General features: G+C 49.4%; 13 protein-coding genes. 11 read left to right on the plus strand and 2 right to left on the minus strand.

Features of this window, described 5'->3' with window-relative positions:
• Both AB1611_21365 and AB1611_21370 read left to right on the plus strand, forming a co-directional pair.
• Positions 1 to 459 (plus strand): hypothetical protein (locus AB1611_21365; protein MEW6382133.1); only part of this gene is annotated, 459 nt, incomplete at its 5' end.
• A 130-nt stretch (positions 460 to 589) separates the two neighbouring features.
• Complete coding sequence (locus AB1611_21370) at positions 590 to 1,372, plus strand: HD domain-containing protein (GenBank protein ID MEW6382134.1); 783 nt, start codon at positions 590 to 592, stop codon at positions 1,370 to 1,372.
• Here AB1611_21370 and AB1611_21375 read toward each other — a convergent pair.
• Together AB1611_21375 and AB1611_21380 are read right to left on the minus strand one after the other, a co-directional pair.
• A complete protein-coding gene (locus tag AB1611_21375; protein MEW6382135.1) occupies positions 1,369 to 2,601 on the minus strand; it encodes a methionine adenosyltransferase in 1,233 nt (410 codons plus the stop codon). The genes AB1611_21370 and AB1611_21375 overlap by 4 nt on opposite strands.
• A gap of 3 nt (positions 2,602 to 2,604) precedes the next feature.
• On the minus strand, positions 2,605 to 3,096 hold the full coding sequence (locus tag AB1611_21380) for a BsuPI-related putative proteinase inhibitor (GenBank protein ID MEW6382136.1): 492 nt from the start codon (positions 3,094 to 3,096) through the stop codon (positions 2,605 to 2,607).
• A gap of 728 nt (positions 3,097 to 3,824) precedes the next feature.
• Here AB1611_21380 and AB1611_21385 point away from each other — a divergent pair.
• The 9 genes from AB1611_21385 (at position 3,825) to AB1611_21425 (ending at position 14,206) form a co-directional block, all read left to right on the plus strand.
• Positions 3,825 to 4,745: a polysaccharide biosynthesis/export family protein gene (locus AB1611_21385; GenBank protein ID MEW6382137.1), complete on the plus strand. Its 921-nt coding sequence runs from the start codon at positions 3,825 to 3,827 to the stop codon at positions 4,743 to 4,745.
• 75 nt (positions 4,746 to 4,820) lie between these two features.
• On the plus strand, positions 4,821 to 6,371 hold the full coding sequence (locus AB1611_21390; protein MEW6382138.1) for a GumC family protein: 1,551 nt from the start codon (positions 4,821 to 4,823) through the stop codon (positions 6,369 to 6,371).
• Positions 6,368 to 7,648 (plus strand): polysaccharide biosynthesis tyrosine autokinase, encoded by a 1,281-nt coding sequence (locus AB1611_21395; GenBank protein ID MEW6382139.1) that lies wholly within the window; start codon positions 6,368 to 6,370, stop codon positions 7,646 to 7,648. The genes AB1611_21390 and AB1611_21395 overlap by 4 nt, the downstream gene beginning before the upstream one ends.
• Positions 7,649 to 7,904: 256 nt before the next feature.
• Positions 7,905 to 8,840 carry an SDR family oxidoreductase gene (locus AB1611_21400; GenBank protein ID MEW6382140.1) on the plus strand — a complete coding sequence of 312 codons (936 nt, stop codon included), beginning with the start codon at positions 7,905 to 7,907 and terminating at the stop codon, positions 8,838 to 8,840.
• 47 nt (positions 8,841 to 8,887) lie between these two features.
• Positions 8,888 to 10,195: a radical SAM protein gene (locus tag AB1611_21405; protein ID MEW6382141.1), complete on the plus strand. Its 1,308-nt coding sequence runs from the start codon at positions 8,888 to 8,890 to the stop codon at positions 10,193 to 10,195.
• A gap of 144 nt (positions 10,196 to 10,339) precedes the next feature.
• On the plus strand, positions 10,340 to 10,603 hold the full coding sequence (locus tag AB1611_21410; protein MEW6382142.1) for an acyl carrier protein: 264 nt from the start codon (positions 10,340 to 10,342) through the stop codon (positions 10,601 to 10,603).
• Positions 10,604 to 10,615: 12 nt separating this feature from the next.
• Positions 10,616 to 12,184 carry an AMP-binding protein gene (locus AB1611_21415; GenBank protein MEW6382143.1) on the plus strand — a complete coding sequence of 523 codons (1,569 nt, stop codon included), beginning with the start codon at positions 10,616 to 10,618 and terminating at the stop codon, positions 12,182 to 12,184.
• A complete protein-coding gene (nadE, locus tag AB1611_21420) occupies positions 12,153 to 13,184 on the plus strand; it encodes an NAD(+) synthase (protein MEW6382144.1) in 1,032 nt (343 codons plus the stop codon). The genes AB1611_21415 and nadE overlap by 32 nt, the downstream gene beginning before the upstream one ends.
• 26 nt (positions 13,185 to 13,210) lie before the next feature.
• Positions 13,211 to 14,206, plus strand: a complete 996-nt coding sequence (locus AB1611_21425; GenBank protein MEW6382145.1) for a hypothetical protein — start codon at positions 13,211 to 13,213, stop codon at positions 14,204 to 14,206.
• Positions 14,207 to 14,210: the final 4 nt, after the last annotated feature.

The following is a 14,210-nucleotide window of genomic DNA, read 5'->3' on the forward strand; positions in this document are numbered from 1 at the left end:
GGCCTCAGCAGCCTCTATGGCGGTGGCCTCAGCAGCCTCTATGGCCGGGGTATCTATGGCGCTGGACTCTATGGTGGACTCTACGGCGGCATGATGGGATTGAGCAGCCTGTACGGCGGTCTGCTGGGCGGTGGGTTTTCTGGCACCAGCCTTTTGGGAAGCGGTCTTGGCGGGCTTCTGGGACTTAACAGCGGCAATGCAGCCTTGCAGGATTACCTCCTCAAAGTGACCGGCCTTGATGGAGGCCTTGGAGGACTTGCAGGTTTACAGCAGACTTACCTGGATCTTATCAGCCAGATACCGACAACGACAACGACTGCGGTGGCCCCTGCAGTTACCCCGGTGACCCCTGCGGTCACTACTCCGGCACCTTTGGCGACGACCATACCGGCAACTACCGTAGCACCGGCTACGACAACAGTCCCGGCAGCAGTTATCAGCGCGCTCGGGCTGTGGTAATTTCAAGAGTGGTTATGACTGGATAAAGCTTGATTCTTATCCAGTTCTCATTCATAATAAGCGGGAAATTGAGAATCTCAATTTCCCGCTTATTTTTTTTTAATAGTGCTTCATGAATTGGGAAAAACGCATGCACAGGGAAACAATGGCTCATTTCAGGGCCTGGTTTTTTCACTATGTAACCACCTTTTATTCTTCATCGGAGGAGCAGCAGCGGAATATTATCCTCAAGGAGCAGCACACCCTGCGGGTGTGCCGGCAAATCCTGAGCCTGGGACAGGAGCTTGGCCTCAGCGGTCCGGATCTCTTCCTGGCCGAGACTGCGGCCTTGTTTCACGATCTTGGCAGATTCCGGCAGTGGCAGCAGTATGGCACCTTCCGGGATGATCGGTCCGAAAATCACGCTGCCATTGCCTTAAGAGTACTGGATGAACACAAGGTTCTGGCTGCGCTCATCCCGGAAGAACAGGAACTGATCCGGCAGGCAATCCGCTACCATAATGCCCTGCATGTTCCCGATCTTGAAGACCCCAAGGCCATGCAGCTCATCCGCATGCTGCGGGATGCGGATAAGCTCGACATCTTCCGGGTGTTTCTCGACCATTTTTATTCTCCTCCTGACCAGAAAAATTTCTCGGTAGAGTGGAACCTTCCGGAAACTCCCGGCTATTCCGGGGCAATAATGGCTGATCTGAGCAACCATCGGATATCTTCCCTGGCTCATGTCCGGAATCGAAACGATTTCAAGCTGCTGCTTCTTGGCTGGATCTTCGATATCAATTTTCTCCCTGCGTTCCGGCAAATTCTCCACCGCAAATATGTGGAGCAGATTTGCAGGCTGCTGCCGCCGACTCCCGAAATTCTCAACCTCGAAACAGAGCTTTTGACCTATCTGCGGAGCAGGGAAGATTAAACCACTAAAACCTCTCCCAGCATGAGTTTCCGGCAAAGGTCCGGAATTACCTCAAGATGATGCAGCACGCGGGAGGAAACGATATCCTGGTATCCGGCAGCGAGGCTTTTTCCTTTTCCGGGGATAATCTCAACGGCAACCAGAGCGGGTTGGTTGACCGGATCACCGATCCGGCTGGTCAGCCAGACAAAAACTTCGCCTGCCCCTTCGAGATGGCGATAAAGATCATCAGCCAGGATATACGCCAGGTAGTTATAAATTTTCCCTACATGGCTGAGGGGATTTTTCCCTGCCGATGCCTCGCTGCTCTGCGGCCGCATCAGGCTCATCAGACCGTTCACCTGGTTGCCCCGTCCGACCTGTCCGCTGTCTCCCTGCTCGGCAGAGGTCCCGGTGACGGTGAGGTATATTCCATCTTCACCTTTTCCCCGCTGGTCCAGGGTATTGAGATGGATATCCAGGGAGGTGGTATCAAACCGGGACTTGACAAAATCATCCACTTCCCGGCTTACGGCTTCCTTGAGACTGAAGTAATCACTCTCACTGGCTATAAAGCGGTCCACCATAGCCAGGGCAATGGTCAGGTCCAGTGACCGCTCTCTTCGGACCGCCATGATTTTGCTATCCTCACCGGCAGCCGGAAATTTTTCCCGAAAACGGGCTGAATTGAGATACCGATCGAGTGCCAGGACCAGTTCTTCAACCGGGGTGTGAGGAGCAAACCCCACGGTTGCCGAGGTATCGTTGGCTTTGGGCATCTTCCCCTCTTCGTAAGTGAAGATGCCCGTAAGTTCCCTCGATCCGGGATTGAGTCCGTTCTGGAAGGTCATGTGCCGCTCCGGGTCCAGGTATCGGACATTGCGGCTGATCCAATTCCGGGCTGATCTAACGACCGTATCCCATATCGGCAGCTCTCGTCCCAGGTATTCAAACGTGGCCCGGTCTCCGATAATCATCCGCAGGGGAGTAAGGACCTTTCCTCCGCCAAAAGCTACCGCTGCCCTTCCGGCAGCCAGTAACCCCTTATCCAGGTTATAATGAAGGATATGGCCGGTATATTCCCGGTAAAGCAGGTTCAGGGCACGAGAAGCTTCTTCCATCAGAGCGTCACAGATAGAGTCAGGGTGCCCCTTGCCTTTCTTTTCGACAATCTCAAAAGGCTGATCCTTCACGGCCAAACGATCCCCCACCCGTATGGATAATGTCCCTCCCGGCTGGCTGCCAGGCATATCTTAATTTCCCACATACGAGGAGGGAGTAATCGCAACGGGTATGGAAGCATTCCTCTGATGCTGAATCCCATTGGCCGTCAATTGCCCGATAACCTGATAGATGCCCGGACTGACCTGCTCCCCACTGTTATTGACCTGAGGCCATTCCTCCTGAAACTCCTCAACCTCACCAGGCTGCAATTCCATCGAAGTCAGTGCCTGAATATACAGGGCATGCCTGGACGATCTCCAGACCTCGATTCCAGACATGTCGACGACGGAGAAATCCACCTGCCTGCCGGAAGAAAAATTCAAGACTACCGGCTCACTGCCGGTATTGATTACGGTAAAGGACACCAGAACACATTCCCCGGGTGCATACTGCACCTTGTCAGTCTGGATATCGACAGCAAGAGATGCTCTCTGCCCGACAGAATCGTCCAAAGCTGCCCGACAGGGTGAAACAGTGAGAAAAACAATAAGGCATACTGCAAGATATAGATACTTCTTCATCTTCCTTCCCTCCCTCCAAAACCTGATGGCATGTCCCATTCGACATGCCCCGCCGTGTATAACCTGTCTCCAGGCTATTCTTTAAAACCTGATTTTCTATCGGCTGGAAAAAAGTATCGGCAGGAGTCTTGCTTGACTGTTATATGCGTTTTCAACTGATTAACGTATCGTCTCAAGGTTCTCTCTGAAATAGAGCCTCCCTCAAGCCCTTTAGCCTGTAATTTCCACAATCTATCACAGCCTTGCAAGCTTCGGAAAAATTCCTTATATCGAAAACCCAGGTGGACTTGTGCAGAACATACTCTGCGATACCGCTGCCTGCTGTGAATAAAATTTCATGTATTTTTTCATCTAAATGACTTATTTATTTAATATTTGTAAATAGGCTGAAAATAATTTCACACATCTGGTTTTATTTAATGCCTTCTCCTTACTATTTATCTCTTTTTTTCTCTTCTTACTCCATTTAAATTTATTTTTTAAGCTAAGGCCGTTTAATACAGAGTTAGTAAATGATAAAAATTGTTACCTGGCACTCGGTTTGCATAATATACATACTTTGTAAAAAGGATGTCATATTTCGATTATGGGCTCACCATGTTCTGAGTGAGAGATGCTCCCTGTGTCAACACCCGGTTGAAGGGGCACCCGCTGGTTGGGTGCTCCACTGATTATCTTGACGAAAACAGGCATATTAACAGCCAGACGGCTCTCAGAAAAAGAATGTTATGGTATTTCTGAACAACCAGACAAAAGACGAAGGGCTGATATCAAGCACAAAAGAGCTTTCCGTACGGGGATGGATACTCATTCTCTGCTTCCTGCTTCTCTTCCCCGATTATCTTTTCGCCCTTCAGGATTGTTATAAGGTAGGAACGGAAGATATCTTATCCATAACGGTCTGGAATGAGCCGGAACTGGATAAGACTGTTGTCGTTGCCCAGGATGGGACAATCAATTATCCCCTGGTGGGGAATGTGCCTGTGGCCGGTTGTACGGTCAGGCAGATCGATGAACGGATCACCCGGCTGCTGGCCGCAGATTACCTGGTAAATCCGGAGGTTGATGTCACGATTAAAGAATATCATAGTCAAAAGGTTCTGGTTCTGGGCGAGATATTGCATCCGGGCCTGTATGTTCTCAGCGGCCCGACCTCCCTTCTGGAAATCATCTCCAAGGCTGGCGGCGTGAGCGATAAAGTGGGCAGCAGGGTAAGTATCCTTCGATCCGGTCCATCCGGGAGAGGGGGTAAAGGAGAGGAAAAAGAGTCCGTTTCCCTCTCGATTGACCTTGAGGAACTGCTCAAAAAGGGAAACCTGGCCGGTAATATTGATCTCTATCCAGGGGATATTGTTTTTTTGGCAGGCAGGAAAGACAGTGATATCTCAGAACAGCAGGTATATATTTCCGGGCGGGTGCAGAAACCGGGTGCCTATGAATACCAGAAAGGGCTCACGGCTCTCAATGCCTGTATCATGGCCGGAGGCTTCGAGAAGGACGCGGCCTCGAATCGGACTATTTTAACCCGGAATATTGCCGGTCAGCAACAGATAGTGAAGATTAATCTTGACCTGGTCAAGGACGGAAAGCGGCAGGATATCCAGTTGCAGCCCGGAGATCGCCTGTTCGTTCCCGAGAGCTTCTGGTAAGTGGTCAGTGGCCAGTGGCCAGCAAAAAACTGATAATTGAAACTTTGAACTGATAACTTCTTTACGGAACGGCTCATGGACTCTCAGCACAAGGAAACTCATTTACTTGATTATCTTTACATTCTGCGCAAGTGGAAATGGCTCGTATTTGCCAGTCTGTTTATCACCGTCACTCTGGTCATTATCGGCAACTATACCCTCACTCCTATCTATGAGGCTCAATCACAACTGGTTATCGATAAAGACAGCAGCCGGTCGATTGTCAGTGGACAGGAGCTTGAATATCTGGATTACGAGAGTTTCCTGTCCGAGAGTCTGACCTTTAATACGCAGTTCAAAATGGTGGTCAGCTATCCCGTACTTGAGCGGGTAGTCAGGAACCTCCACCTCAAGGAGCGCTATCAGAATCAGAGGGCTCCGCAGGCCGGACCGGGTTCTTCTCTCAGGGAGAGCATTCTCGATAACATCATCAGGCTCAGGGAAACGGTGAAAGGCTTCCTGCCCTCTTTGGGTAAGACTGTGGACAGCCGGACCGGGCAGCCGGATATCTCCCCTGAGCAGGAAGAAAAACTGGAAATGATTGCCCTGGTCAACAGCCTGAAGCGAAAAATCAGTGCAGAACAGGTTACCGAAACCCGTCTGGTCACTATCACCGTAAGTGACGAGGATCCTGTCTGGGCACAGAGGATTGCCAACGGTGTGGTAGATGCCTGCATCGAATATGATATTCACACCCGGTGCAGTGCTGCCCAGAAGTTTGTGGATTGGATTTTATCGCAAATCAATGACATGAAAAGGAAGCTCACTGAGTCTGAACAGGCTTTTTACCGCTTTAAAAGCGAAAACAAAATCTTCTCCCTGAGTGGCAAGCAGGGAATTGATACCCAGAAAATCGGTGAGCTGAGTGCTTCCTATATCAAGGTCCGGACTGAGCACATGGAACTGAAGGCACGGGTGGCTGAACTGGAAAAAATCATGGCCAGGCGAAACGAGAAAACACTCAGCCCCGGGCTTTTAGGTGATCCGGTCCTGGTAGACCTGAGCAAAGAGTTGACCGATGCACAGATTCAGCTCTCTGACTTGAAAACCCGCTACAAGGACAAGCATCCAAAGATAGCCAATTTAGCCAGTCGGGTAGATATCCTGCAGGATGAGTTCAACAGTAAGCTGAATAAGGTATACAAAAATCTCCTGATTGAGGAAACGATCCTTCAGTCACGGGAGGAAGAGCTGCAGAAAGCCATCAAAAAGCACGAGGAGGACGCTCTTTTGACCAACCAGAATGAGCTTCGCTATGCAGTCCTGGAAAGAGAGCTTGAAACGAATAAGGGCCTTTATGAAATCATGCTGAATAAGCTCAAGGAAACCCAGATCAATGAAAGTGCGGGGAAGTCAAATGTCCGGCTCATCGAGCCTGCTGATTTGCCCCGGTCTCCCATCAAGCCGAAAAAAGTACTGAATGTCATGCTGGCAGTAGTTGTCGGGCTTGTGTCCGGGATAGGTCTGGTATTTCTCATGGAATATATGGAAACCAACATTAAAACGGAAGATGACGTGGAGCTTTATCTTCATCTGCCGGTTTTGGGAATCATACCGGAAGTAGAAAGGATGGGAAGATCATCATGAGCGGGCCAAGGGGAAAAAACCATAAAGGGCGCACTCATTCAGACAGGAAATCGTATCCACTGGTTGTGGAAAAGGATTTATCCACCTCCTTTGCCGAGTCCTTCCGGACAGCCCATACGAACATTCACTACTCCCTGAATGGAAAGATCGGGAAACTCCTTCTGGTCACCAGCAGCCTTCCTCAGGAGGGTAAAACAACTACCGCCGTAAACCTGGCACTGACCATAGCTGAGGGAGGTCAAAGGGTACTGCTTGTCGATACGGACCTGCGGATCCCTTCTATTTACAAAATCTTCGGACATGACCGCAATCGGGGGCTTACCAATATTCTGATGGATATGTACACTGCTGATCTGACGGGAGGAACCCTCTCTCAATACGGACCGGGAGACTTGCTTGCTATCCTGGGCATTCAGGGAAAGAACGGTTTGTTGAACATTTCAGAAAACGGGGATGTTTATCATCTTTCATTTCGGAATGGACATCTGGTCGATGTCCAATGGAAAAACCGACCGGTGGAAGAGCGGCTCGGATCAATATTAGTGGAAAGCGGCCGAATCACCCTTGATCAGCAGGCCCGTGCTCTGAAGAGACAGGCAAACACCCGCAAAAGGCTCGGCTCCATCCTGATAAACATGAACCTGATTTCTCCCCAGGAGATCGAGGGACCGCTGAAACTCCACGTGTCTGAAACCCTGCAGCGACTCTACTCTCTGAAAGGCGGAACCTTTTATTTTCAGGATAGAAATTTATCGGAGGACTGTCAGGCAATCAGCCCGCAGGGGGCTGATCATTCCTGCTTCCTCGACAGTATACGGGGAATGACCGGCGAGAAGGAATATATTCCTTTCATTAACCAGAGGATATCTCTCTACATCCAGGACAGCCCGGTGGATAATCTGAAGGTTTTGAATTCAGGCCCGATTCCTTCAAATGCTACGGAGCTTCTCGGCTCGCGAAGGCTGGCCGAGCTAATCGCTATTCTCAAGGAGAAGTTTGATACTATCATCTTTGATTCACCTCCGCTGAATTCAGTTAGTGATGCCTGCATCCTCTCGTCCAAAGTCGATGGTGTTATTCTGGTCGTGCGGGTGGGTCAGACGAATCGTCGGGGAGTGCAAAAGGCAAAGCAGCACCTGGAGAATGCGGGCGCAAAAATTTGCGGAGTAATACTTAACCGCCTGGATATTAAAAAGGGTGGTTATTACTATGATTACTATCGGTATCATTATGGACATTACCAGCAGCCGGAGATCGGTTCATCCGGCCGCGATTAAATTTTTTGTCTGTTTTTGATTGTGTGAGCATAAGGGCCTGAAAAGGCATATTCCCCTGCGCTCAATAAATTGCTCGATAAAGTTGACAGCACCTAATTGCAGGAATTGTCGTGACCGTAAGTGGCCTTGGTTCCCGGCACTGAGAGGGCGAAGCTATACCTTGATTTAATATTCTTGGAAAATGTCCTTCAACTATGGTATGCTATCCTTTTACATTTCAGGATTAACGCTCAACTGGAGAAAGGAGATATACCATATGGCACTTTTTTTAGTCACCGGAGGTGGAGGATTTATCGGTTCGAATCTGGTCAAAGCCCTTCTCTCCCAGGGAGAGCGGGTGCGGGTACTGGACAATTTTTCAACTGGCAAGAGGGAAAACCTCACCGGTGTTCTCGACCAGATCGAGCTGATCGAAGGGGATATCCGAAACCCTGAAGTGGTCAACCGCTCGGTTCAGGGGGTGGATTATATCCTCCACCAGGCAGCGTTGCCTTCTGTGCCCCGCTCGATTGCTGATCCGATCTCTTCCACGTCGGTCAATATTGATGGAACCGTAAATCTTTTAGTAGCGGCAAAAGAATGCAGGGTGCAAAAGTTTGTCATGGCTTCTTCCTCTTCAGTTTACGGAGATAATCCAACGCTTCCCAAGCACGAAGGTCTGCCTCCGAACCCCCTGTCTCCCTACGCTCTAACCAAGCTTGCTGATGAGCAGTATTGTCAGATATTTTCCCGTCTCTACGGTCTCAAGACCGTAGTTTTGCGCTACTTTAATGTCTTTGGTCCAGGCCAGGACCCTAATTCCCAGTATGCGGCGGTGATCCCGAAGTTTATCATTTCTCTCCTCCGGGGGCTTCCTCCAACGGTCTTTGGGGATGGGGAGCAGTCGCGCGATTTTACCTTTATTGAAAATGTCGTTCAGGCCAACATCCTCGCAGCCAGAAGCGAGGTATGTGATGGGATGCCGATTAATATCGCCTGCGGTCAGCGGATTTCACTCAATGAATTACTGAGAGAGCTGGAAACCATCCTGGTGAAAAAAGTTACCCCTCTCTATCAGCCCCCCCGTCCGGGCGATGTCAGGCATTCCCTGGCAGATGTCGAGCGGGCCAGGACCTATCTGGGCTTTAACCCTCTCGTGAATATCCGGGAAGGGCTCAGAAAAACTGTTGATTGGTTCTCCCGGTCCTGGTAAGGATATTCAGGACCAGGAAGCAGCAGGAAATTATTCAGGCAGCCACCATGAAGATAATTTTGATTTTTCCTTCTCGAAGCCGCAAAAATACCTATTCAAGCAGCAATCCAGGGCTTCGGGAATTTTTCGATACGAATCAATATCTTCCGATGTTTTTCCTTCCAAGTCTTTCTCTGCTTACGATCGCTGCCTGTACTCCACCGGAAATTGAGATCAGGCTGATTGATGAGCGGATTACGCCAATTGATTTTGATGAGCAGGCCGACCTTGTCGGCATCAGCATCATGACCGAGCAGGCACTGCGGGGGTACGAGATTGCCAGGGAGTTTAAACGGCGGGGCGTTATGACCGTCATGGGCGGCATCCACGCGAGCGTTCTTCCTGAAGAGGCAGCATCTCATTGCGATTGCGTTGTTATTGGCGAAGGAGAAACTCTCTGGCCGAAGCTTTTGGATGATTTCCGGAAAGGCTCGTTCAAGCGGTTCTATAGCAATGAGGAACAGGTTGATATTCTCAAGTCCCCCATTCCGCGGTATGACCTTTTATCATCGGGGACATACAATGTTATCCCGACTCAGACAACACGGGGCTGTCCCCTTGACTGCTCTTTTTGTACAGCAACCAAGGTCTATGGCCCTCGGTTTCGATGCAAAACTGTCAAGCAGGTCATCGCTGAAGTTGAGGCCATTCAGCAAATATCGAAAAGCCAGCGTATCGTCTTTAACGATGACAATATGTTTGTTGACCGTAAAAAATCCTATCAACTCCTTTCAGCGCTTATTCCGCTGAAAATAAAATACTTCACCGAGTCGGATGTCTCGATAGCCGAAGATGAGAAATTACTTGATCTGATGCAAAGAAGCGGCTGTGTCACCGTTTTTATCGGCTTTGAGAGTTTAGTGCCTGAAAACTTGACTTCGCTTCACCACAGCCAGTGGAAATTCAAGCGCCTGGCAAGATATTCCGAAGCATGCCGGAAGATCCAAAGCCGCGGAATCCAGGTACTTGGGGCTTTCATTGTCGGATTTGATCACGATGATAAAAATGTTTTTCAGCAGCTTATCGATTTTACCCTCGAAAATAAAATCCTTGGCCAGTTCCATTTTTTGACTCCTTTTCCGGGAACCCGGCTGAGGGCTTCCCTCATAAATGAAAAAAGACTCAAGCCCGATCATAGCCAATGGGATACGTATAGCTGTTTCGATGTTGTCTTTGATCCACTGAAGATGTCGAGGGCGGATCTTGAAGCCGGCCTGCTCCGTGTCTATCAGGCAGTATATGGAAGAGAAGCTCATCTGGAAAGATCTCGCTCTATGATCGATATTTTCAAGCGCCTTAAAGCGTCACCGCAGTAAAAAACCATCCACCATCCAGAATCAAAAATGTCCCTTGTCATTTCACCCAGTGAGTTAATTGTTTACAGAAATGAAAAAAATATATATTATATTCTTAACTTAAAAATACAATATTAATCGTCAGACATTATAAGGATATTACTTATGGACGAAATAGAAAATCGAATTAAAAATTTTATTTTTGAAAACTTTCTCATTGGTCAAAAAAATCGGGAATTGCAGAACGATATTTCTTTCCTTGATGAAGGGATTATCGATTCCACCGGTATGCTGGAGTTGGTTGCCTTTATTGAGGACACCTATGGTCTTGTAGTTGAAGATGAAGAGCTTATCCCCGACAATCTGGACTCTGTCAACAGGATCATAGCCTATCTGGAGAGAAAGGGATGTCTGGCATCGAAAAAATAGGGGTTAAGAAAAATGCTGCTGCACAATTTTCTCACCGAGAGTGCTCAAAAATACCCTGATAAGGTCGCTGTCATTTTCAGAGGGCACCGGATTACTTACGGGGAGTTAGACAGGCAGGCCAACAGGCTGGCCTGGGTTCTGATTGCCCTTGGCGTTGAAAGAGGCGATCGGGTGGCCGTATTTCTTGACAATTCCCTGGAATCGGTGGTCGCCCTGTTCGGGATATTAAAGACCGGGGCTGCTTTTGTCATGGTGAGCGCTGCCGCAAAAGCCGGAAAAGTAGAGCTTATCCTGAATCACTGTGGAGCCAGAGTCTTAATAAGCCATAGCGGCAAGCATGATGTTTTGGACAGTCTCGCGGTGCCAGGTCTGCTCAAAATCATTATCGGAGAAAGCGCGACCCGGCAGAATCCACAGGATATTTCATGGGCGGAGGTTATGGCCGCCTCGGCTGATCATTGCCCGACGAGACAAAATATCGATCTTGATCTGGCTGCTCTGATCTATACCTCAGGCTCTACCGGTGATCCCAAAGGGGTTACGCTGACTCACCTCAACATGGTTTCTGCTGCCACATCTATTATCAGCTATTTGAAAAATACGCCTGATGACATTATTATGAATGTCCTGCCGTTATCCTTTGATTACGGCCTGTATCAGGTACTTATGGCGATCAAGTTCGGGGGTACGGTTATCCTGGAAAAATCCTTCCTTTACCCTTATGCAGTGATCGATAAGATGATCCGGGAGAAAGTAACCGGTTTTCCCCTGGTTCCGACCATAGCTGCCATGATCCTCCAGCTTGAGAGTCTGAAGAATTATGAATTCAATTCCCTGAGATATATCACCAATACCGGGGCAGCGCTTTCTGAAAACCATATCAGGAAGCTTCGGAGTATCTTCCCGCAGGCTGCCATCTATTCCATGTACGGACTGACCGAGTGTAAGCGGGTTTCCTATCTTCCTCCGGAAGAACTGGACCGAAGGCCGCATTCCGTGGGAAAACCGATGCCGAATGTGGAAACCTTTATCGTTGATGAGCAGGGGAGGAAGGTTGGACCGGGTGTGGTTGGTGAACTGGTGGTCAGAGGGTCCAACGTCATGCGGGGCTACTGGTGCGACCCGGAAGAAACGGCCAGAGTCCTGAAGGCTGGCCGGTATCCTGGCGAGACGGTTCTGTATACCGGCGATTTTTTCAGAATGGATGAGGAAGGATACCTGTTCTTTGTAGGCAGAAAAGACGATCTCATCAAGACACGGGGTGAGAGGGTAGCCCCGCGGGAGGTAGAAAATGTCCTCCACCAGATAGAGGGTGTCGTGGAGGCAGCAGTTATCGGGGTCCCTGATGAGCTTTTGGGCCAGGCTGTCAAGGCATTCATTCTATCTCGGGAAGGTAAGATTCTTGAGGAGAAAGAGATTATTGCCCATTGTGCGGCAAGGCTGGAATTTTTCATGGTACCGAAGTACATAGAATTTCTGGAAGAATTTCCCAGAACCAGTACAGGAAAAATTGACCGCAAAGCACTGGCAATGGGAGAGAGGAGGCATAATGAGCAGTTCCCTGATAGAGAAAGGCTGTGAGCATTTAGGAGATAAGGGGGTTTTTAGCCGGCAGGTATTAAAGATTGACCCGCAGGTTGAGTGCGGCCGCATCTGTGCCTTTATTCAGGACCAGGTCGTAACCAGGTTTAAACGCCAGGGTGCGGTCATTGGCCTGTCAGGCGGCATAGATTCAGCGGTGATATCGGAACTTTTGGTCCGCTCCCTTGGTCCCGGACGGGTGCTGGGGCTCATTCTTCCGGAAAGGGAATCCAATCCGATCAGCGAGACCTATGCCAGAAAACAGGCGGCAAAATTAGGCATCAGGGTTGAAAAAATAGATATAACCAGGCAACTTGAGGCTTTCGGGGCTTATGAGCGGAGAAATGCCGTTATCAGTTCGATCTTTCCGGAATTCGATGACTCGTACGTTTTCAACATTTCTCTTCCCCAGAACATCCTTCAGAAAGACAGACTGAGTTACCATTCCATAACTATTGTGGATAAAAATCAAAACCATAAAACTGCCCGGCTGCTGCCCAAAGACTGGCTGGCCATTGCTGCCTGCCAGAATATCAAGCAGCGGGTCAGGATGATTAATCTCTACTTGTGGGCTGAGCAAAATAATTACCTGGTCTGCGGAACCACCAACAAATCTGAAGCAGACCAGGGCTTTTTCGTCAAGTTTGGCGATGGCGGAGTGGATATCGAGCCTATAGCTTATCTCTATAAAACGCAGATTTTTCAATTAGCCAGATACCTGGGGGTCATCGAGGAAATCATTAATCGGACGCCAAGTCCGGATACCTATAGTTTGCCGGTGAGTGATCAGGAATTTTACTTTTGCCTTCCTTATGAACTCTTGGACCTGCTCCTCTACGCTCAGGAACATGAGGTCCCAATCGCCATGATTTCTGAGGTTCTGTCTCTTTCCGAAGAGCAGATTGCCCGGATATTCAAGGATATTCAGGCCAAGGCCAGAGCCACCTGGCACCTGCGGGCACTTCCGCCATCGCTTGACCATAATCTGGTCAGGCAGTGAATCAGGCCGGAAACGGATTATCACCCATGAATTACTGCATCAGGTGTGTTCTTCCTTCTACCTTCCCCGGTGTTATCTTCGATAAGCAGGGTATTTGTCAGCATTGTCTGAGATACCGACCGCTCCAGCTCAGGCAGCAGATGGAGAAATACCGCTTAAAATTCGCCGCTCTGATCAGAGAATATCAGGGCCGGAGCGACTATGACATCCTTGTGAGCTACAGCGGCGGCAAGGACAGCAGCTTTACCCTTGATCTTTTTAAGAATACTTTCGGTCTGAGGGTCCTGGCCTTCACTTTTGACAATGGCTTTATATCAAAAGCCGCCCTGGAAAATATCGGCAGGGTAGTGGAAAGCCTTGGTATTGACCATATCCTGGTTAAGCCAAGATTTGATCTGCTCACCAAGATCTTCGCCGCCGCAGCCAGAGAGGAGTTGTATGCCAGGAAGACCCTGGAGAGGGCAAGTCCCATTTGTACTGCCTGCATCAGCTTTGTCAAGTTTATCGGCTTGCGGCTGGCCGTTGAGAAGGAAATCCCTTTTCAGGGGTTTGGCTGGTCGCCTGGCCAGGCTCCTATTCAATCCTCGGTGATGAAAGTTAACGCCGGTTTGGTGAGCATGACCCAGAAAGCTCTCCGAAGTCCATTAGGCACGATAGTCAGCCAGGAAGAGCTTGAGCCATACTTTCTGACCGAGAAACACTTCATCCGGGAAGCACATTTCCCCTGGAACATCCATCCCCTGGCCTTTCTGGAATACAGCGAGGAGAAGATTTTCCACCGGATAGAGGCTCTCGGCTGGCGAAAACCCGACGATACGGGAGCGCACTCCACCAATTGCCTGTTAAATTCCCTGGCTATCGAGAATCATAAGGAAAAGTATCACTTCCATCCCTATGCCTGGGAAACAGCCGGTCTTGTCCGATCGGGCGGAATGTCGCGGGCAGAGGGCCTTGCCAGGATTACCCGTCCGGAGCCGTCATCAATGGTTGAATTTGCCAAAAACCGTCTGCATCTGGCCTGAAAAC

This window comes from bacterium (assembly GCA_040755755.1).
Taxonomy (GTDB): Bacteria; SZUA-182; SZUA-182; order DTGQ01; family DTGQ01; genus DTGQ01.